This is a genomic window from Pseudocitrobacter cyperus (genome assembly GCF_039889165.1).
GTDB lineage: Bacteria > Pseudomonadota > Gammaproteobacteria > Enterobacterales > Enterobacteriaceae > Pseudocitrobacter > Pseudocitrobacter cyperus.
The window spans coordinates 36,662-57,676 of the sequence record NZ_JAYMYY010000009.1 but is presented as its reverse complement, the minus strand read 5'-3'; the positions used below and the strand labels follow the sequence as shown (position 1 = coordinate 57,676).

Sequence of the window (21,015 nt, the reverse complement as noted above, 5' to 3'; positions counted from 1 at the left end):
AATCCCATCAGAGGAATAGCCATGAGCGACACATCATCTGCACTGCCGGAACGCGTCGACCCGGCAAATGCGTACAAATCGCTGACCGCAGGCCAACAGGCGGTGATCAACAAACTCTTCCGCCGCCTGATCGTCTTTCTGTTTGTGCTGTTTATCTTCTCCTTCCTCGACCGTATCAACATCGGCTTCGCCGGGCTGACGATGGGGCGCGATCTCGGCCTGAGCGCCACCATGTTCGGCCTTGCCACCACGCTGTTCTACGCCGCTTATGTCATTTTCGGCATCCCCAGCAACATTATGCTGAGCATTGTCGGCGCACGCCGCTGGATCGCCACCATCATGGTGCTGTGGGGGATAGCCTCTACCGCCACCATGTTCGCCACCGGCCCCACCAGCCTCTATGTGCTGCGTATTCTGGTCGGCATCACCGAAGCCGGTTTCCTGCCCGGTATTCTGCTCTATTTAACCTTCTGGTTCCCGGCCTACTTCCGCGCCCGCGCTAATGCGCTGTTTATGGTGGCGATGCCCGTAACCACCGCCCTCGGTTCGATTGTCTCGGGCTATATTCTTGCGCTGGACGGCGTGATGGCGCTAAAAGGCTGGCAGTGGCTGTTCCTGCTGGAAGGTTTCCCGTCGCTGCTGCTGGGCATCATGGTGTGGTTTTATCTTGATGACTCCCCCAAACAGGCCAAATGGCTGACTGACGACGACAAAAAACATCTCCAGGAGATGATGGACAACGACCATCTGACGCTGGTGCAGCCGGAAGGCGCAGCCAGCCACCACGCCATGCAGCAGCGCAGCCTGTGGCGTGAGATCTTCACCCCCATCGTGCTGATGTACACGCTGGCCTACTTCTGCCTGACCAACACCTTGAGCGCCATCAGCATCTGGACGCCGCAGATCCTGCAAAGCTTTAACCAGGGCAGCAGCAACATCACCATCGGCCTGCTGGCGGCGGTACCGCAAATTTGTACCATTCTTGGCATGATTTACTGGAGTCGCCATTCAGACAAACATCAGGAGCGCAAACACCACACCGCCCTGCCGTTCCTGTTTGCCGCTGCGGGCTGGTTACTGGCTTCCGCGACCGATCATAACTTGATCCAGCTTTTGGGGATCGTGATGGCCTCCACCGGATCGTTCAGCGCGATGGCCATTTTCTGGACGACCCCGGATCAGTCGATCAGCCTGCGCGCACGCGCGGTGGGCATCGCGGTGATCAACGCGACGGGAAATATTGGTTCGGCGCTGAGTCCGTTTATGATCGGCTGGCTGAAGGATCTGACCGGCAGCTTTAACAGCGGGTTGTGGTTTGTGGCGACGCTGCTGGTGATCGGATCGGTGATTATCTGGGCGATCCCGATGAAATCCTCACGCCCACGCGCCACGCCGTAAGGAGCGCACATGTGTGAGAACCCGATTTACAACATCGATATCAGCACCGAGTACGACGAGAGCCTCGGTACGGATGATGTGCATTATCAATCCTTTGCGCGGATGGCGGCCTTTTTTGGCCGCGATATGCAGGCCCATCGCCACGAACGCTATTTTCAGATGCACTTTCTGCTCACCGGGCAGATTGAGCTCCAGCTTGACGATCATCGCTATTCGGTGGAAGCGCCTCTGTTTGTGCTGACGCCGCCGTCGGTGCCGCATGCCTTTATCACCGAATCGGACGCCGACGGGCATGTGCTGACGGTGCATGAGGATTTGATCTGGCCGCTGCTGGAGGTGCTCTACCCCGGCACGCGGGAAACCTTCGGCCTGCCGGGGATCTGCCTGTCGCTGGCCGATAAACCGGACGAACTGGCGGCGCTGGAACATTACTGGCGGCTGATCGAAAGGGAATCCGTCGCGCAACTGCCGGGCCGTGAACACACGCTAACGCTGCTGGCGCAGGCGGTGTTTACTCTGCTGCTGCGCAATGCCCGCCTCGACGACCATGCCACCAACGGTATGCGCGGTGAGTTAAAGCTGTTCCAGCGCTTTACCCTGATGATCGACAGCCACTTCCACCAGCACTGGACGGTGCCCGATTACGCCCGAGAATTACATATCACCGAATCGCGCCTCACCGACATCTGCCGCCGCTTCGCCAACCGCCCGCCGAAACGATTGATTTTCGACAGGCAACTGCGTGAAGCCAGGCGGCTGTTGCTGTTTTCCGACAGCCCGGTAAACAACATCGCCTGGCAACTGGGGTTTAAAGACCCGGCCTATTTTGCCCGCTTTTTCAACCGGTTGGTGGGGGGCTCTCCAAGCGTTTACCGGGCAAGAAAAGTACCGGTGTCGTGAGTGTTTTCCCCCTCACCCTAACCCTCTCCCCATAGGGGAGAGGGGATTGGCTGTGCCCTTCATAAATTTTCTCCCTCTCCCCTATGGGGAGAGGGCGGGGTGAGGGGTAAAAACGACACCGATCACAAAACCCATCCCTCCCCGAAAAGTACCCGCCATTGACCCAAAAGTCTCTTCACGAATATCGGTCTAACCGCTTCAATTAAACAACAAAAACAAAACACAAATTTAACATTACATTCCGATGAATACTGAAGAGGCCCCTATGAAACCAGAAGATTTCCGCGCCAGTACCCAGCGTCCGTTCACCGGTGAAGAGTACCTGAAGAGTTTGCAGGATGGCCGTGAAATATACATCTACGGCGAGCGCGTGAAAGATGTCACCACCCACCCGGCGTTTCGTAACGCGGCGGCGTCCGTCGCGCAACTGTACGACGCGCTGCACAAACCAGAGATGCAGGACTCCCTGTGCTGGAACACCGACACCGGCAGCGGCGGATACACCCACAAATTCTTCCGCGTGGCGAAAAGCCCGGAAGACCTGCGCCAGCAGCGCGACGCCATCGCTGAGTGGTCGCGCCTGAGCTACGGCTGGATGGGCCGCACACCGGATTACAAAGCCGCGTTCGGCTGCGCGCTGGGCGCGAACCCCGGCTTCTACGGCCAGTTCGAGCAGAACGCCCGCAACTGGTACACCCGTATTCAGGAAACCGGCCTGTACTTCAACCACGCTATCGTTAACCCGCCGATCGATCGTCATTTACCGACCGATCAAGTGAAAGACGTTTACATCAAGCTGGAAAAAGAGACCGATGCCGGGATCGTGGTCAGCGGTGCGAAAGTCGTCGCCACTAACTCGGCGCTGACCCACTACAACATGATCGGCTTCGGCTCCGCGCAGGTGATGGGTGAAAACCCGGACTTCGCGCTGATGTTCGTTGCGCCAATGGACGCCGACGGCGTGAAGCTGATCTCCCGCGCATCCTATGAAATGGTCGCAGGTGCCACCGGTTCGCCGTATGACTATCCGCTCTCCAGCCGCTTCGATGAGAACGATGCGATCCTGGTGATGGATAACGTGCTGATCCCATGGGAAAACGTACTGATCTACCGCGATTTTGATCGCTGCCGTCGCTGGACGATGGAAGGCGGCTTCGCCCGCATGTATCCGTTACAGGCTTGCGTGCGCCTGGCGGTGAAACTCGATTTCATCACTGCGCTGCTGAAAAAATCCCTCGAATGCACCGGCACCCTGGAGTTCCGCGGCGTGCAGGCAGATCTCGGCGAAGTGGTGGCCTGGCGCAACACCTTCTGGGCACTGAGTGATTCCATGTGCTCCGAAGCCACGCCGTGGGTGAACGGCGCGTATCTGCCGGATCACGCCGCGCTGCAAACTTACCGCGTACTGGCGCCGATGGCCTACGCGAAGATCAAAAACATTATTGAGCGTAACGTCACCAGCGGGCTGATCTACCTGCCGTCGAGCGCGCGCGATCTGAATAACCCGCAGATCGACCAGTATCTGGCGAAGTACGTGCGCGGATCGAACGGTATGGATCACGTCCAGCGTATCAAGATCCTCAAACTGATGTGGGACGCTATCGGCAGCGAATTTGGCGGGCGTCACGAACTGTACGAGATCAACTACTCCGGCAGCCAGGACGAGATCCGCCTGCAGTGCCTGCGTCAGGCGCAGACCTCCGGCAACATGGACAAAATGATGGCGATGGTTGACCGCTGCCTGTCCGAGTACGACCAGAACGGCTGGACGGTGCCGCACCTGCACAACAACGCTGATATCAACATGCTGGATAAGCTGCTGAAATAACGCAGCGGGAGGTTAAGATGCAATTAGATGAACAACGCCTGCGTTTTCGTGATGCCATGTCCAGCCTGTCGGCGGCGGTCAATATCGTCACGACGGAAGGAGAAGCGGGCCGCTGCGGCATTACCGCCACGGCGGTGTGCTCGGTGACGGATACTCCACCGTCAGTGATGGTGTGTATCAACGCCAACAGCGCCATGAACCCGGTATTCCAGGGCAATGGCAGACTGTGCGTTAACGTGCTTAACCACGAGCAGGAGCTGATGGCGCGCCACTTCGCTGGCATGACCGGCATGGCGATGGAGGAGCGCTTTAGCCTCTCCTGCTGGCAAAAAGGCCCGCTGGCGCAGCCGGTGCTGAAAGGCGCGCTGGCAAGCCTGGAGGGCGAGATTAGCCAGGTGCAGACTATCGGTACGCATCTGGTGTATCTGGTGGAGATTAAGAACATTATCCTCAGCGATGAGGGGCATGGGCTGATTTACTTTAAGCGCCGTTTCCATCCGGTGATGATGGAGATGGAGGCGGCGGTGTAAAACCGACACCCTCACCCTACCCCTCTCCCTGAGGGAGAGGGAACCGACCGCACACAGATTTAAATTCTGCGCGGGTTTTCTCCCTCTCCCTCAGGGAGAGGGCGGGGTGAGGGTGTCGGTGTAAATATACTCCGTGATCTCAATCACATATTCCCCACCCGCTCACTTCTTACTCAACCGCTCATCGACCCACACAACCGCTTAACTCCCCATACAACCACTCACTGCTTTACCCAACTTTACGCGCGTGAATCTCTGGCAAGATAGCCCTCAACATAGCAGTCAAATCATCTCACTCACTTAACTCAAAACCCACACAGCTTCGGCTGATTATTAATCTTAAAAAACCAGGTTTTACTATGGATACCAAAAAGTTATTCAAGCACATACCCTGGGTGATTCTTGGAATCATCGGCGCGTTTTGCCTGTCAGTTGTGGCATTACGTCGGGGAGAACACGTTAGCGCCCTGTGGATCGTTGTCGCTGCCGTTTCTGTTTATCTGGTGGCCTATCGCTACTACAGCCTCTACATCGCCCAGAAGGTGATGAAACTCGACCCGACGCGTGCGACGCCGGCGGTCATTAACAACGATGGCCTGAACTACGTGCCGACCAACCGCTACGTGTTGTTCGGCCACCACTTCGCGGCTATCGCAGGCGCAGGCCCGCTGGTTGGGCCGGTGCTGGCCGCCCAGATGGGTTACCTGCCAGGTACCCTGTGGCTGCTGGCGGGCGTGGTGCTTGCCGGGGCGGTGCAGGACTTTATGGTGCTGTTTATCTCCACGCGCCGCAACGGTTCTTCGCTGGGCGAGATGGTCAAAGAAGAGATGGGCCGCGTGCCGGGCTCTATCGCCCTGTTCGGCTGCTTCCTGATTATGATCATCATCCTGGCGGTGCTGGCGCTGATCGTGGTGAAAGCCCTGGCGGAAAGCCCGTGGGGTGTGTTCACCGTCTGCTCGACCGTGCCGATTGCGCTGTTTATGGGTATCTACATGCGCTTTATTCGCCCAGGCCGCGTCGGTGAAGTCTCCGTTATCGGTATCGTGCTGCTGGTGGCCTCCATCTGGTTCGGCGGCGTCATCGCCCACGATCCGTACTGGGGCCCGGCGCTGACCTTTAAAGACACCACCATCACCTTCACGCTGATCGGTTATGCCTTTATCTCCGCCCTGCTGCCGGTTTGGCTGATTCTGGCACCGCGCGACTACCTCGCCACCTTCCTGAAAATCGGCGTTATCGTTGGCCTGGCGATCGGCATCGTGATCCTCAACCCGGATCTGAAAATGCCAGCCGTCACCCAGTACATCGACGGTACTGGCCCGCTGTGGAAAGGCGCACTGTTCCCGTTCCTGTTTATCACCATCGCCTGTGGCGCGGTGTCTGGCTTCCATGCGCTGATTTCCTCCGGCACCACGCCGAAGCTGCTGGCCTGTGAAACCGACGCGCGTTTCATCGGTTATGGCGCAATGCTGATGGAGTCCTTCGTGGCGATTATGGCGCTGGTTGCGGCGTCTATCATCGAACCGGGCCTCTACTTTGCGATGAACACCCCGCCTGCGGGCCTTGGCATCACCATGCCGAACCTGCACGAAATGGGCGGTGAAAACGCGGCCATGATTGCCGCACAGCTTAAAGAAGTGACGATTCATGCGGCGGCAACGGTCAGTTCCTGGGGCTTCGTGATTTCACCGGAAGAGATCCTGCAAACCGCGAAAGACATCGGTGAACCGTCTGTTCTGAACCGTGCCGGTGGCGCGCCAACTCTGGCGGTTGGTATTGCACACGTGTTCCACAAAGTGCTGCCGTGGGCGGACATGGGCTTCTGGTACCACTTCGGTATTCTGTTTGAAGCGCTGTTCATCCTCACCGCGCTGGACGCCGGTACCCGTGCAGGACGCTTCATGTTGCAGGACTTGCTGGGCAACTTCATTCCATTCCTGAAGAAAACCGATTCTCTGGTGGCAGGCGTTGTGGCGACCGCAGGTTGCGTCGGCCTGTGGGGCTACCTGCTGTATCAGGGCGTGGTCGACCCGCTGGGCGGCGTGAAGAGCCTGTGGCCGCTGTTCGGTATCTCTAACCAGATGCTGGCGGCCGTTGCGCTGGTTCTCGGCACCGTGATCCTCGTGAAGATGAAACGCAGCAAATATGTCTGGGTTACTATCATCCCGGCATTCTGGCTGCTGGTCTGCACCACCTGGGCGCTGGGTCTGAAACTGTTCAGCACCAACCCGCAGATGGAAGGCTTCTTCTACATGGCGAGCCAGTACAAAGCCAAAATTGCGGAAGGTGGTGAACTGACGGCGCAGCAAATCGCCAACATGAACCACATCGTTATCAACAACTACACCAACGCAGGCCTGAGTATTCTGTTCCTGGTGGTGGTGTACAGCATCATCTTCTATGGCTTCAAAACCTGGATGCAGGTGCGCAATAACGACCAACGCTCCGACAAAGAAACGCCTTACGTTCCTGTGCCGGAAGGCGGCGTGAAGACCTCTTCACACCACTAAATAACCAAACCCTCCCTCTCCCTTTGGGAGAGGGCCGGGGTGAGGGAAAACGCACTCCCCGGCCCGTCAGAGATGACTCGCCGGGCTTTATTCATATCTGGATGGCACAATGTTTGGTAACTTAGGTCAGGCGAAAAAATACCTCGGTCAGGCGGCGAAGATGCTGATTGGCATCCCGGACTACGACAACTACGTTGAGCACATGAAAGCCACGCATCCGGACAAGCCGTACATGACCTACGAAGAGTTCTTCCGCGAGCGGCAACAGGCGCGCTACGGCGGAGACGGAAAAGGCGGCATGCGCTGCTGTTAGAAGGAGAGAACATGACCCCGATTGCAGTTACCCTACTTACCGGTTTTCTTGGCGCAGGCAAAACCACCCTGCTGCGTCATATCCTCAACGAACAGCACGGTTTTAAAATCGCCGTTATCGAAAACGAGTTCGGCGAAGTTTCTGTTGATACCCAGCTTATTGGCGACCGCGCCACCCAGATTAAAACCCTCACCAACGGCTGTATCTGCTGCTCCCGCGCTAACGAACTGGAAGACGCCCTGCTCGACCTGCTCGACAGCCGCGATCGCGGTGAGATTGAGTTCGACCGTCTGGTGATTGAGTGCACCGGCATGGCCGACCCCGGCCCGATTATTCAGACCTTTTTCTCTCATGACGTCCTGTGCGAACGCTATCTGCTGGACGGCGTGATTGCGCTGGTCGACGCCGTTCACGCCAACGATCAAATGAACCAGTTCACCATCGCTCAGTCGCAGGTGGGCTACGCCGACCGCATCCTGCTGACCAAAACGGATGTGGCTGGCGACACGGAAAAACTGCGCGAACGTCTGGCGCGCATTAACGCCCGAGCGCCAATTTACACCGTGGTGCACGGCGATATCGACCTGGCGCAGTTGTTCAATACCAGCGGTTTTATGCTGGAAGAGAACGTGCTGGCGGGCAAACCACGTTTTCACTTTATGGCGGACAAGCAGAATGATGTGTCGTCGATTGTGGTGGAACTGGATTACCCGGTGGATATCAGCGAAGTCTCCCGCGTGATGGAAAATCTGCTGCTGGAGTTCGCCGATAAACTGCTGCGCTACAAAGGGATGCTGTGGATTGACGGCGAACCGAATCGCCTGCTGTTCCAGGGCGTACAGCGGCTGTACAGCGCCGACTGGGACAGGCCGTGGGGCGAGGAAACGCCGCGCAGCCAACTGGTGTTTATTGGGATACAGTTGCCGGAAGAGGAGATAAGGGCGGCGTTTAAGGGGTTGAGGAAGTAAGGGGTTGTAGGCCGGAAAAGCGCGCAGCGCCATCCGGCACTGCGCACCTCAACAACCTATTTCTTCACCACCACCAGCTTCTGGTTCACAAACTCCTTAATCCCCAGATCCGACAGCTCGCGCCCGAACCCGGAGCGCTTCACCCCGCCGAACGGCAGTTCAGCGGCGGTGTCGGTCAACCAGTTGATATAGACCATCCCGGTTTCAATTCGCGAAGCCATCCGTTTGGCGCGTTCAATATCCTGACTGAACACCGCACCGCCCAGGCCGTAGTGGGAGTCGTTGGCGAGTTTCACCGCCGCGTCGTCATCCTTCACCACATAAATCTGTGCCACCGGGCCAAAGAACTCTTCGAAGTACGCCGGGTTGTCGCGGGTGATGTTGGTCAGAATCGTCGGTTCGAAGAAGTTGCCTTTACTCTCCAGCGGTTTGCCGCCAAAGTGTAGCGTCGCGCCGTTTTTCAGCGCGTTATCAACCTGTTTGGTCAAGGTCTCCAGTGCGTCTTTTGATGACAACGGGCCGAGTTGCGTGGAGGCATCCATCTGGTCGCCGACTTTCACCTTGCTGAATGCGTCAGTGAACTGGCTGAGGAATTGATCGGCAATTTTCTCATGTAGGATAAAGCGTTTGGCGGCGGTACAGACCTGCCCGGCGTTGTTCAGCCGCGCCTGTACGCCAGTTTTCACCGCTTCGTTGAGGTCGGCGTCATCCAGCACCACGAACACATCATTGCCCCCCAGTTCAAGGGTCGATTTTTTGACATGCTTCGCGGCCTGCGCGGCGACCACGCTGCCCGCTTTTTCGGAACCGGTCAGCGCGGCACCTTGTACACGCGGGTCGGCGATAATATTCGCCACCTGATCCGAGGAAATAAACAGGTTAGTCCATGCACCGTCCGGCGCCCCCGCTTCGCGCACCAGATGGGCAAAAGTTTCAGCACAATGCGGCACAATGCTCGCATGTTTAGCCAGTACCGGGTTCCCGGCCGCCAGGTTCGGGGCCAGTACGCGCATCAACTGGTAGTACGGGAAGTTCCACGGCTCCACCGCCATGATCACGCCAATCGGGTGATGTTCCACCCACGCGTCGCCAAACGAGGTTTTATAGGGTACCGGGGCAAGAAACTGCTCTGCGTTCTCCGCATAGTAGCGGGCAATTTGCGCGCACAGTTTTACCTCGCCACGGCTCTGTTCGATAAGCTTGCCCATCTCCTGGCTGGCAATTTTGGCCAGTTCGTCAACGCGGCTGTCGATAAGATCGGCCAGCTTATGCAAAACAGGCAAACGCTGGCTGATGTCGCCTTTCGCCCACTCAGAGTGATATAGCGCATCGGCCTTTTGCAGCGCGGCCTCAATATCCTTGTCGCTGTGTGGTGTGTACTCTTTGATCAGTTGGTTGTTCGCAGGATTTACTGTCTGATAGGCCATATCTCGCTCCTGGTTTAGTGATGAAAGCAGTCGAAAATGTCATGCAAAGTATTAAGCGTAGTTGAGATATCTGGCTTATGGAGGAGAAACGGAGTGTTCTGACGCGGCGGGGGATGCTTTTCAGAAAAGGGAGCGATGCCGAACGCGAAGAGTACGCATCCGGCATAAGACAGCATTAATGTGCGAGGATCGGTAAATCCTGTGCGGACAAGCCGGTGATTTTCAACACGGTTTCCCTCTCAATGCCGTTATCCAGCATGGAGGAGGCTATTCTCAAGGCTTCAGTACGGCGGCCTTCTTCCAGACCCTGTTTCAGGCCTTTCTGTAAACCTTTCTGTAAACCTTTCTGCAAGCCTTCAATTCTTCCCTCTTCATGCAACTTCTCAGCAAGTGTCATCAGCGCCTCCTTATGCTTCGGCGAGCGTTGTGCCATTTCGCGAATAAATGCGCTGGCGCGAGAAGCTCCGCCGTACTGAAAAATATAATTAAACAACGTTTTCAACTGACTGTCGCTAGTGTATCTCATCCGCTGCAAATGCGACATTTTCCCGGAATGCCCTACGCAAATTAACAAGCAACTTCAATCGCTAACATGACGTTCTCGCCGCCAGGTTATATCCTTATCCCTATGGAAAAACAAACCTCGCTCAAACGCGCCAAGCTGCTGGCGCTCTCATTACTGCTGATTGCCGCAGCGGTTTTCGTAACCACGCTGATGCTGCCGCCGTCGCCGTGGGTCAGTGCGCTGAAGGCTATCTCCGAGGCGGCAATGGTCGGTGCGCTGGCAGACTGGTTCGCGGTGGTGGCGCTGTTTCGTCGCGTGCCGCTGCCGTTTATCGCCCGGCACACCGCCATTATTCCGCGCAATAAGGATCGCATTGGCGATAATCTCGGCCAGTTCGTGCAGGAGAAATTTCTCGATACGCCATCGCTGGTGGCGCTGATACGTCGCCATGAACCGGCGCTGTTGATCGGTAACTGGTTCAGCCAGCCGGAGAACGCTGCGCGCGTTGGGCAGAATCTGGTGAAGGTGATGAGCGGTTTTATCGAACTGACCGACGACTCCAGGGTACAGGGGTTGCTGAAACGCGCGGTTCATAAGGCGATCGATAAAGTCGATCTCACCCAGACCAGCGCGGTGATCCTCGAAAGCATGACCAAAGACAATCGTCACCAGAAGCTGCTCGATTCGCTGGTGGCGCAGTTGATTGCGCTGCTGCGCAAGGAGAGCACACGCGATGTGATCGCGCAGATGATCGTGCACTGGATGGAGCAGGAGCACCCGATCAAGGCGCGGCTGCTGCCGACAGAGTGGCTGGGCGATCAGGGGGCGGATCTGGTTGCCGATGCGGTGGACTCGGTGCTCGACGATATTACCGAGAACCGTCACCATCAGATCCGTCAGGCATTCGATCGCGTGATCTTCCGCTTTATTGATAACCTGAAAACCTCATCAGAAATGGAAGCTAAAGCGGAAAACATCAAAAGCTATCTGAAAAACGATGAAGCGTTTAACCGTTACCTCGGGCAGATCTGGGCCGATTATCGCCAGTGGATCAAAGAGGATATGACTTCTGACAATTCCCGGGTCAAAACCCGCATCGCCGAAGCCGGGTTGTGGTTTGGCGAGACGCTGATTAGCGATGCTGCGCTACGGGAGTCGCTTAATAATCATCTGGAGCAGGCGGCAATGCGCGTAGCGCCTGAGTTCTCCGCATTTCTCACCCGCCATATCAGCGACACGGTGAAAAGCTGGGACGCACGCGATATGTCGCGTCAGATTGAGTTAAATATCGGTAAGGATCTCCAGTTTATCCGCATAAACGGGACGCTGGTCGGCGGAACGATTGGGCTGGTGCTGTGGTTGTTGTCGCAGATCCCGACGCTGATATAGACGCCGGATAGCGCTTCGCCGCCGCTATCCGGCCCCCCTGGATCTATTTTTCCAGCCACTTCCCCTGCTGAAGTTCTATCAGCAGCAGCATCATCAGCGCCTGTGCATAAGGCACCGGCGCCATTGCAATATCACAGTAATACTGAAGATCCGGGCCCACCATAGTGCCTTTCGACGCTTCCAGCACAATCCCACGGTCGTCGATCCTTTCGCGCAGCGCTTCCCAGGCGCGTAAGGCCTCTCCTGCAATGTCGGGTTTGAGGATCCCCATTCGCACCCCGCGCAGCATACCGTAGGCGATCCCCGCCGTGGCAGATGACTCTTGCGGGGAGAACGGATCATCCACCAGCGTGTGCCACATCCCATTTTCAGCCTGCATGTCGCAAAGGGTCTTTACCTGTCGCGCGAGCACCTGCGAGAGGTAGCGTTTCACGCTGGCATCCAGGCTATCCCCCAGCAGGTCGATAAACTCCGGGATCGCGACGGTGATCCACGCATTGCCGCGCGCCCAGAACGCCCCTGAAAAGTGGTGTTTGTCGATAAATGTCCAGCCGTGATACCACAGGCCGCTGGCCGGTTCACTGAGGTAGCGGGTATGCAGCAGGAACTGATACGCGGCTTCGTCAATCAGGTCTCTGCGCTTAAGCACGACGCCTGCCGAGCCGAGGAACAGACAGGTCATGAACAGCGTATCATCCCAGAGATGTCCCGTATTGGGCTGCTCTTTGACGACGTGCTGAAAGCCGCCTTCTTCCGTTTTCGGCAGATTTTGGAGAAGTGAATCCGCCCAGTTATTCACCACGTTCAGCAGATCCGCTCGCTCCGTGTGCCCCGCCACCAGCGACAGCGCGATCATCGGGGCCGTGGTGTTGATTTGCACGGCGGGCAGTCCTTTGGCCAGTTGCCCCTCATACCAGGCGAGGATCGACTGCTGTAACCTGACATCATTCTGCGACAGCGCGTACTGCCAGAAACCATACAGACCGACTCCGACTTCCCATTCCCACTCTTCAAAGTGAATCGCGAAACCTTCGCCACGGCTCACTTCGCCGATGTTTTTCAGGCGGCAGAACCCTTTCACCACCTGCTCCAGTGTTTGATGTAATTCGTCCTGACGCATTAAGCTGCTCCTGAGTGAGAAATGGAAAAAGGCGTGTCGCTGGCGGTTAGCGCTATCAGTAGACGCTGCGCGCGGGCGCGTAACCCTGCGTCGTCAGCCAGGTGCGAGAGCGCGAGCAGGCCGGGAGCCGCCCCCTTCTGCAGCGAAACGTTAGCAGACCAGTAAGCCAGGCGCTGCGCAGCTATTTCCTGCTGTTCACGACCCAGGCGGCCGGATGCGGTAAAGCGTTCCTCACTAAACATCTGTCCGGCCAGATACTGGGCGGTATGGAAGCTTAAAGCGTTATTTACGCCGACAAACCACATCACATCGTTACCCAATTCATCAAACCAGTAGCGGTAGCCCAGCACAGCGGAACGCACCCGCCGCCACAGTGCCGGCGGGAAAATCTCCCCGCGATAGCCATGCCAGACCCACAGCAGCGAGACCAGGGCATAGCTCGACGCTTCCTCACGCGCGCTGACGCGTTGCAGCAGGCGCACCAGCAATGACTCTGCCTGCTCACCGCCCTGGCCCTGTTTGAGCAGGTTCAGCAACAGGTCGCCTTCATCTTCGCGCACTTCTGCGCAGGGCTGCATAAACGGCGGCAGCGCCTCATCTTGCGCGTTCAGGCTGGTTTCAAGCGGCGCCTGTCCCTGGTAGATCATGCGCAATACAAACTGCGTTTGCCGTTCGCAAAGCTCTTCCAGGTGGATCAAAAGTGAATTTTCGCCCTGCTGAAGCGGTAGCCGAACCTGGCAGATTTGCAGGGTGTTGCGGGTAAAGGGAGTGAAGCAGGCGGCCTCCTTGCCATCAATCCAGATACGCACCCCACCGCAGGTAGCAAGTTGAAAAGGGTATTCCCCGGATTGCGCCACATGAAGGTCGACACGTAACCAGCGCTGACTGTGGATGGCAACAGGCTTAAACACGGAAAAATGCACCATGCCGCTCTCATCTGCCTGCACCGTCTGGCTGGAGGGTAATGCACGACCCGGCGAAACCGTGCGGCGGGAAAAATCATGGCAAAATACACGTCGACAGAATGACGTCTGTTCCGGCCTCGCATCATCCGCAAACAGATATTCTGTTGATGCATCAAGGGCTTCACCCGTATAAAACTCAGCAAACCGTTCATCGTGCGGCGCTGAAACTGTAAAACGCATTACTGCGTCACCCGCTGACAGCCTCATTTGATTTCCTCACATCCATTACGCTTTTGTTAGCGCCGTATCATCAGGATTCGCAGCGGTTCGGGCTATGTCGCCTGGGTCGGGGTTTGATGGATCTGCCTGGCGATTCACAATCCCGCCGGGAGTAAGGCAGGAGATGCGATCTCCGTCACTTTCCCCTGTTCACGGATAGGCCTGGAAACGATGCGGATCGCATTTTTCTGACGATCCGCCGTTACATGGCGTGATTGAGATCACGCTTTCAGCAGCGAGAGTTGATGATGAAGACTGTCGGCCAGCGCACGTACACGCGAGGGGTCAAATATGACATGCATGCCAGGAGAGGCCTCCGGGTGCATCTGGCAGAAGGTGTCCATTTCCGCCGCACAGCGATAAAGCTCCTGAATATTGACCTGGCAGATCTCCCGCATGCTCCAGTTATTCTCTACCACGGTGGCGTAATGGAGGGTGAAGAAGGCTTTCTGTGCATGCATAAATAACTGGCAGTAAAGCGTGAATCCCTGCCACTCCTCCTGCCAGCGCTGAGCCAGTGCGTGGGGGTAAGCGGCCCGCTCAGCAAAAGCCAGCGCTTCACGCTGGAGGGTCAGGGCATCCTGCCAGGCCTCATCTTTTTCTTTGGCGATGAGCGACAGGTTTCGCCCGGCCGTAGCAATGTCGTCGGCACAAAATGCGATATCCCGCTCCGACCCCGGCAGCCAGTGATTGCGGTTGAGCTGGCCGTAGAGGCTCCATACGCCCTGGCCGTAGCTTTCCGGCACCTGACTGTGGCGGTGAAAGACGTGATCGCGCACGTAAATTGCGCGATACAGCACCAGCCCGGCTTGCTCAAGCAGTGTCTGGAAGGTGCCAAAGGTTTCGTCATCAGGAGACCAGCCATAACACTCATCCAGCCAGTGCATCATCAGTGAGGCGCGGGTATGGGCGCGTTCAGGATGTGCCAGCAACTGGCTACAGGCGACTAAATTACATTCGCTAAGCGTGCCCATAATCCAGTGATTGTCGACCCCCTCCCAACTGGCCTTACATACCGCGCCACGGATAGCCGGATTGCTCCGGCACCACAACAGACGGCCCTGCAACTCGTCGATACGCGGAAAAGGAAAAATCCCCCAGCCCACCTCTTCCCCCACCAGGTCGAACTCGACCCATACTTCTCTATCCTGCACCGATTGCAGCGCCGGGTTGTTGGGGAAGTTTGGCCAGAATCGCTCAGGCGTGACCTTAATCGAGACCGATACCGCTTTCGGCAGGTGGCTGATAGCCTCCAGAACGTTGCTGATATCGTGGTTGCCCGCCGGGAAGGCACGCAGCACCAGATGCTTATTCTCATGCATGACCGCCCGCGCCATCGCGCTAAAGCACTGGCTGTAAAGGGATAAACTACGCGGGTCGATATGGGGCGAGGGGTCGTCCTGACCGGTCAGTTCCCAGTTGGGGCGAGAGATGGGCAGCAGGCCGTCCGTATTGGAAAGCGCCACCATCAGACCGCTTATCAGGGGGATTCGCTGGCACAGCAGGGTGATTTTATCCGCCAGGTAGCGACACCAGAACTCAACATCAAAATGCACCCCGCCCTCTTTTCTCAGCAGCCCGGGATGGGCAGCCAGCAGCTCGACAGGAAAGCTCAACTCTTTCGCCTGCAGATAAAACTTCAAACCATGCTGCTGGCAGTATCCGGCCAGGCGATTAAGGTAGACGCAGCGGGCGCGCTGATGGCTTGAGAGGCCATCGTTATATTGATGCGGGGTAAAACCTTTTGGCGAGACCAGTTTGTCGAACAAATTGGTCTGGCCGACAATCACCGTGTTGAAGTCGTGATTGATGGCCCACTTCACTAATTCACAGGCTTTATCCCAGTTCCAGAACTCCTGATTATTGAGTTCCAGCGCGCGCGTTTGCCACATCGTACCTTCTCCATCCATTACGGGGGGAGATATTCTAAGCACAAACGCGACGGAGCGTCTGACACCCGAAGTGCGCTACTTCACAATAAAACGCGTTGCCTGGAAGCAGTTCAGAATTCGGTGTACAAGAAACACCATTGTCAGCGTTCCAAGTAACGAAACGGTAACAGACGTAACACGATACATGTCGCTGAAGACCAGATCCTGATCCGGCTGAAGGTTCTGACCAAACATAATACCGATGGTCGTAATACTGGCAAAACCGACGCCCGCCCCCACTTTTTCCATCACATGCATTCGCGCGCTGAATGCCAGACCAAGGCCAATCAGGGGCATCATCAATATCATATGGCTGCTGTGATCGTACAAAATCAACTGCACCACCAGAATGTAGAGGCACGACAGCACCACGCCCACCACACGCCATAAAGAGCTGACTACCGAGCCGCGATAGTGCATCGGGAAGAGAATTAAAACCCCTGCCATCAACGCCGACAGCGAATCCTGCAGGTCACTGACCTGAAAGACGATAAATAACAGGGTTGCCACGGTGCCGGAAAGCAGTGATTCATGGCGCACTCGCGCGGCATCTTTTTCAATCAGCGGCGGCGGGTTACGGGGTTCGACATCGGGAATGAGATAGTGGAACAACGCGCTTAAGGCAACGGCCATCACGCTGGCCTCCATATTGGAGAACAGCAGCGTATGCCAGTTCGTTGTCGGATAACTCATAAAGTTGAGCATCACACTCTGGCACACCACGCCCATCGAACCGAACAGGAACAGCGGCCCTTTGCTCATAAAGCGAAAACGCATCACGTACATGCCGAAAACGACGATAGTCATAATCAGCGGCCATTCGATCAAATACCCGACGATAATCACCATTTCGATGCAGTTCAGCACCGCACTGAGCAAAAATTGCCGGGCGATGTGACCATTAAACACCGGCACCAGCGACACCAGCAGGATCGGGAATACCACATAAAAGACCCCATACTGGGTGTCGAAAAATGTGGAGATACTCAGCGCCGTCATCCCCGTGAATACGGTACGCAGCGTCTGGCGAAAATCGTTCGCCGTGTAGACGATGTTGCCGTGCGGCGTGAAGACCTGAGCCAGAGTTTTAATAGACATAGTGCAACAGGCTCACAAGATGAATTTGCGCTCCAGAGAAGAAGCGGGCGAACGCGCCATCGCTGTTATAGAGCTGAACGGTGGCGCGCGCACCAGTCGGCAGCGTCTGTTCGAGCGGTTCATCCAGCGCCACATGGATACGCATACGCTGGGCATCACGTACCCATCGTGTGGAGGTATCGGGCTGGGAGAGCTGGCCGTTTACAGCTTCCTGCCCGGCTAAAATCCCGGCGTCGCTGCTGGTCACTTTTGCCCTGAACACTTTCCCGGGCAGAGCATCAAACACCACCGCGGCATCGGTGCCGGTTCGGGTATGACGCAGGCTTTTCTCGCGAAAATCAGCGACGATATCCGTACTCTTGTTTACGACAGCCATAACCGCCGTCCCGGCGCTGGCGTACAGACCTGGGCTTAATTGCAGATTACTGACCGTACCGTCCTCTTCAGCACGAATTTTCGTCCAGCCGAGGTTAAGTTGCGCCTCTTCCAGCGCATTCTGGTATTTCTGGATGGTGACGTTGCGGTGGTTATCACGCTCGCCACGTTGAATTTGCAGGTTATGGATAGACGCATTTAGCGCAGTCACCGACTGTTCGCTGGTCTGCCAGGTGGTTCGTACCTTGTCGAGATCCGATTGCGAAACGTTCTGCATGGTGCTTAAACGCTGGTAGCGGTCATAGGTCACGCGATCGTTACGGGCAGTAAGCTGCGCTGTTTTCAGATTAGCCTGCGCAGCGGAAATCTGCGCATCCAGTTGCTGATTGCTCAGCTTGGCCTGTTCCAGCGCGATTTGTGCGGCTTCCACCTTATTGACGAACGGTGTCGGGTCGAGTTCATAAAGCAAATCGCCCTTCTTCACCTGGCTATTGTTATGCACATAAACCTGGGCGACATAGCCGGAGACGCGTGATGATACAGGCGTCACCACACGCATTACCGTGGAGTCCGGCGTCAGCGGGATCCAGATATCGGCGATAATAAAATAGACAAACATAAGCAGGAAAGAGGCAATACTGACCCTTACCCAGCGGGCAAATTTTTGTTCTGGCGTCATCATGGTGTTATTCGGTTTTATTATTTTCTTCGCGGAGCATCCGCAAATTGCAGGCAATGTGATTCAGGGTTTCGCTGAACAGAGCGATCTGTTCTGGCGGGATATTTTCTGACACGCGGGTCTGGAAATCTTCGATAACCTTCGTCAGTCTTTGCAGCACCGCCTGGCCTTCCGGCGTAAGCGTCAGCAGACGAATGCGTTTGTCGTAAGGCGACACCGTTCTGTGCAGATAACCCTGCTGTTCCAGCAAGGTCAGCGTGCGCATCAGCGGCGGCAGTTCGATGCCCTGCACCTCCGCCAGTTCGCTGACCGACACATTATCGCCCAGTTGCTGAAGCTGCATCAGCACCGTCCAGCTCGATTGCGTCAATCCGGTGTCGGTGATCGCCCGATCGATGACAGACCGCCACTGGCGAACAATCATTGCCATCCGCATCCCCATTGGCCTGCGGGAAAACAATTCATCTTCAGTCATGGCAAACTCCTCAGTGATTACATTGAGGAAGATAATACTTACCATGGTAAGTATCAAGAAACGATGGAGTGAATAGCATTGAATGTGAAAAGTACGACTCCCTCTCCCTGTGGAAGAGAGAGGGTTGTGCGCGGGAGATCAGCGATAATCATTCCTGGTTAAACCAATATCCTTCAACTGTTCGTCGCTCATTTTGTCGAGGATCCGTTGCGTGCGCTTGCGCAGGTACCATTGTTGCACCGCCCGATACAGCAATACCCACCCAATAAACGGTCTTTTGGCACGGTTTTCATAAAAGCCCATATCACACCTCCACACCTTGTCAGAGGCTTTATCTTCGCTAAAACAGGCGGGTACAATACAGACTCAGAAATTACTTTTCTTTAACATACAGATCGTCTAAAACTTCATCTGCACGGTGTTTTTTATCGTAATCTGTACTGGTTTGTATATCTGTATGGTGACACTGAGGAATACAGCATGACACGCTACCAACATCTGGCCAATCTGCTGGCGCAACGTATTGAGCAAGGGCTTTATCGCGCAGGCGAGAAACTCCCCTCGGTACGCAATTTAAGCCAGGAACATGGCGTGAGCATCAGCACCGTACAGCAGGCTTATCAGACGCTGGAAACGCTCCAGCTCATCACACCTCAGCCGCGATCCGGCTATTTCGTTGCACCGCGTAAAGCCCTGCCACCTGTGCCTGCAATGAGCCGCCCCGTACAGCGCCCGGTGGAAGTGACCCAGTGGGATCAGGTGCTGGAGATGCTTGACGCTCGCCTTGATAAAGAGACTATCCTTTTCGGCGGCGGGTCGCCGGACGTCACCCAGCCCAGCCTGAAACCGCTATGGCGCGAGATGAGCCGCGTAATACAGCATAATCCAACGGAGATCCTGAGCTATGATGAACTGGCCGGACGGCGGGAGCTGCGCGAACAGATCGCCCGTCTGATGCTGGATGGCGGCTCGGCGGTGAGCGCCGACGATGTGGTGGTCACTAACGGTTGCCATAGTGCGCTCTCAATTGCCCTGCTGGCCGTGTGTAAACCCGGCGATATCGTCGCCGTTGAATCGCCCTCGTTTTACGGCACCATGCAACTGCTGCGCGGCTTCGGCATTAGAGCCATTGAAATTCCCACCGACCCGGAGAGCGGCATCAGCATTGAAGCGCTGGAACTGGCGCTGGAGCAGTGGCCTATTAAGGGCATAATTCTGGTGCCAAACTGCAATAATCCGCTCGGGTTTATCATGCCGGAAGCGCGAAAGCGCGCAGTGCTGACGCTGGCTCAACGCCACGATATTGTAATTTTTGAAGATGATATTTACGGCGAACTGGCGGCTGAATATCCGCGACCGCGCACCATTCATTCGTTTGATATTGATGGACGCGTGCTGCTGTGCAGTTCGTTTACCAAAACCGTCGCCCCAGGCCTGCGGGTCGGCTGGATCGCGCCGGGCCGCTATCGTGACCGGGTGATGCACATGAAATACGCCTCCAGCGGCACCACGCCGCCGGCGACGCAGCTTGCCGTGGCGGCATTCATTCGCGAAGGCCATTACCACCGCCACATCAGGCGAATGCGGCAGATCTACCAGAGTAATATGGAGACCTACACCTGCTGGCTGCGTCAGTATTTTCCCTGCGGCATCTGTGTCACCCGCCCGCTCGGCGGGTATTTGCTGTGGGTGGAGCTACCGGAAGTGGTGGATATGGTCTGTGTCGCCAAACAACTCTGTCGCCTGAAAATTCAGGTCGCGCCGGGCTCGCTGTTCTCCGCATCGGGAAAATATCGCAACTGCCTGCGCATTAACTGCGCGCTGCCAACCAACGAATTGCACCGTCAGGTGATGGAAAAGCTTGGCGAGGCGGTACATCGGGCGATGGATCAGGAAGCGAAGGCGTAATCAATATCCTGTAAGCGGCAGTCGATAATGCCTACTCGCGTAAGCGTGGCGTCGGGGCCAACCGCCGTGAACGGGACATGATAAGCCTCGTTCTCAATTGTGACTCTGCCAAAGCTTAAATCAGGCGTCAGCGTGCCCAGCATTTTCTTTTCGATCTGCCAGTAGGGAAAGCGGCTCTTGAGGTAATCCTCCTGCACCAGATATTTCGCCTGGCGGGAAAGGCTACTTCGGCACTCGGACGCCGATTCGCTTTGCCGGGTAGGCAGCAGAATAAAAAGGGTGCCCACGGCGAGGGATAACATCATCGGAACCCGGAGAGTTTTAGGCAGTGCTTTTCTCATCAGTCATTCCTGATACGCAAAAAATAACCATTCAAAATTCCTGGATATAATAACCGCCTTTTTCTCAAGTTCATTGACGCTTCTGTATTGTTTGGTAAGGATAGAGACCAGCGCCCGGTGGAATGGGGTAGCCAGT

19 protein-coding genes are annotated in these 21,015 nt (G+C 56.2%); 9 read left to right on the top strand and 10 right to left on the bottom strand.

The window, feature by feature from the left end:
• Positions 1-21: 21 nt before the first annotated feature.
• From hpaX to yjiA, 7 genes are all read left to right on the top strand, one after another.
• The gene (hpaX, locus tag VSR74_RS20760) at positions 22-1,398 is read left to right on the top strand and encodes a 4-hydroxyphenylacetate permease (RefSeq protein ID WP_347796453.1); all 1,377 of its coding nucleotides are present in this window, start codon (positions 22-24) and stop codon (positions 1,396-1,398) included.
• Between the two features lie 9 nt (positions 1,399-1,407).
• The gene (hpaA, locus tag VSR74_RS20755) at positions 1,408-2,298 is read left to right on the top strand and encodes a 4-hydroxyphenylacetate catabolism regulatory protein HpaA (RefSeq protein ID WP_347796452.1); all 891 of its coding nucleotides are present in this window, start codon (positions 1,408-1,410) and stop codon (positions 2,296-2,298) included.
• 265 nt (positions 2,299-2,563) lie between these two features.
• Positions 2,564-4,126: a 4-hydroxyphenylacetate 3-monooxygenase, oxygenase component gene (gene hpaB, locus VSR74_RS20750; protein ID WP_347796451.1), complete on the top strand. Its 1,563-nt coding sequence runs from the start codon at positions 2,564-2,566 to the stop codon at positions 4,124-4,126.
• Positions 4,127-4,143: 17 nt separating this feature from the next.
• Positions 4,144-4,656, top strand: coding sequence for a 4-hydroxyphenylacetate 3-monooxygenase reductase subunit (locus VSR74_RS20745; RefSeq protein WP_347796450.1), 513 nt, complete (start codon positions 4,144-4,146; stop codon positions 4,654-4,656).
• A 359-nt stretch (positions 4,657-5,015) separates the two neighbouring features.
• The gene (locus VSR74_RS20740) at positions 5,016-7,166 is read left to right on the top strand and encodes a carbon starvation CstA family protein (RefSeq protein WP_347796449.1); all 2,151 of its coding nucleotides are present in this window, start codon (positions 5,016-5,018) and stop codon (positions 7,164-7,166) included.
• A 109-nt stretch (positions 7,167-7,275) separates the two neighbouring features.
• Positions 7,276-7,479 (top strand): YbdD/YjiX family protein, encoded by a 204-nt coding sequence (locus tag VSR74_RS20735; protein ID WP_015966066.1) that lies wholly within the window; start codon positions 7,276-7,278, stop codon positions 7,477-7,479.
• An 11-nt stretch (positions 7,480-7,490) separates the two neighbouring features.
• A complete protein-coding gene (gene yjiA, locus VSR74_RS20730) occupies positions 7,491-8,447 on the top strand; it encodes a GTPase (protein ID WP_347796448.1) in 957 nt (318 codons plus the stop codon).
• A 56-nt stretch (positions 8,448-8,503) separates the two neighbouring features.
• Here yjiA and VSR74_RS20725 read toward each other — a convergent pair whose 3' ends face one another.
• Both VSR74_RS20725 and VSR74_RS20720 read right to left on the bottom strand, forming a co-directional pair.
• Positions 8,504-9,874 carry an NAD-dependent succinate-semialdehyde dehydrogenase gene (locus VSR74_RS20725; protein WP_347796447.1) on the bottom strand — a complete coding sequence of 457 codons (1,371 nt, stop codon included), beginning with the start codon at positions 9,872-9,874 and terminating at the stop codon, positions 8,504-8,506.
• A gap of 175 nt (positions 9,875-10,049) precedes the next feature.
• Complete coding sequence (locus tag VSR74_RS20720; protein ID WP_347796446.1) at positions 10,050-10,418, bottom strand: hypothetical protein; 369 nt, start codon at positions 10,416-10,418, stop codon at positions 10,050-10,052.
• Between the two features lie 72 nt (positions 10,419-10,490).
• Here VSR74_RS20720 and VSR74_RS20715 point away from each other — a divergent pair, with 72 nt between their 5' ends.
• Positions 10,491-11,768, top strand: a complete 1,278-nt coding sequence (locus VSR74_RS20715) for a DUF445 domain-containing protein (protein ID WP_347796533.1) — start codon at positions 10,491-10,493, stop codon at positions 11,766-11,768.
• A gap of 43 nt (positions 11,769-11,811) precedes the next feature.
• Here VSR74_RS20715 and bglB read toward each other — a convergent pair whose 3' ends face one another.
• The 7 genes from bglB to VSR74_RS20680 all read right to left on the bottom strand — a co-directional run bounded on the left by bglB (position 11,812) and on the right by VSR74_RS20680 (position 18,933).
• Positions 11,812-12,888 (bottom strand): beta-galactosidase BglB, encoded by a 1,077-nt coding sequence (gene bglB / locus VSR74_RS20710; protein WP_347796445.1) that lies wholly within the window; start codon positions 12,886-12,888, stop codon positions 11,812-11,814.
• On the bottom strand, positions 12,888-14,033 hold the full coding sequence (locus VSR74_RS20705) for a PA14 domain-containing protein (RefSeq protein WP_347796444.1): 1,146 nt from the start codon (positions 14,031-14,033) through the stop codon (positions 12,888-12,890). The genes bglB and VSR74_RS20705 overlap by 1 nt, the downstream gene beginning before the upstream one ends.
• A 260-nt stretch (positions 14,034-14,293) precedes the next feature.
• Complete coding sequence (locus tag VSR74_RS20700) at positions 14,294-15,964, bottom strand: hypothetical protein (protein ID WP_347796443.1); 1,671 nt, start codon at positions 15,962-15,964, stop codon at positions 14,294-14,296.
• 75 nt (positions 15,965-16,039) lie between these two features.
• Entirely contained in the window at positions 16,040-17,101 is a 1,062-nt protein-coding gene (locus VSR74_RS20695) for a DUF2955 domain-containing protein (protein WP_347796442.1), read from the bottom strand.
• Positions 17,091-18,158, bottom strand: a complete 1,068-nt coding sequence (locus VSR74_RS20690) for an HlyD family secretion protein (RefSeq protein ID WP_347796441.1) — start codon at positions 18,156-18,158, stop codon at positions 17,091-17,093. Before VSR74_RS20690 ends, VSR74_RS20695 begins: the two co-directional genes overlap by 11 nt.
• A gap of 4 nt (positions 18,159-18,162) precedes the next feature.
• The gene (locus VSR74_RS20685) at positions 18,163-18,630 is read right to left on the bottom strand and encodes a MarR family winged helix-turn-helix transcriptional regulator (RefSeq protein WP_347796440.1); all 468 of its coding nucleotides are present in this window, start codon (positions 18,628-18,630) and stop codon (positions 18,163-18,165) included.
• A 138-nt stretch (positions 18,631-18,768) separates the two neighbouring features.
• Positions 18,769-18,933: a DUF1127 domain-containing protein gene (locus VSR74_RS20680; protein ID WP_347796439.1), complete on the bottom strand. Its 165-nt coding sequence runs from the start codon at positions 18,931-18,933 to the stop codon at positions 18,769-18,771.
• 177 nt (positions 18,934-19,110) lie between these two features.
• Here VSR74_RS20680 and VSR74_RS20675 point away from each other — a divergent pair, with 177 nt between their 5' ends.
• Positions 19,111-20,538, top strand: coding sequence for an aminotransferase-like domain-containing protein (locus VSR74_RS20675; protein ID WP_347796438.1), 1,428 nt, complete (start codon positions 19,111-19,113; stop codon positions 20,536-20,538).
• Here VSR74_RS20675 and VSR74_RS20670 read toward each other — a convergent pair.
• Positions 20,520-20,879, bottom strand: a complete 360-nt coding sequence (locus VSR74_RS20670; RefSeq protein ID WP_347796437.1) for a YebF family protein — start codon at positions 20,877-20,879, stop codon at positions 20,520-20,522. The two genes, VSR74_RS20675 and VSR74_RS20670, sit on opposite strands and share 19 nt — an antisense overlap.
• Between the last annotated feature and the right edge of the window lie 136 nt (positions 20,880-21,015).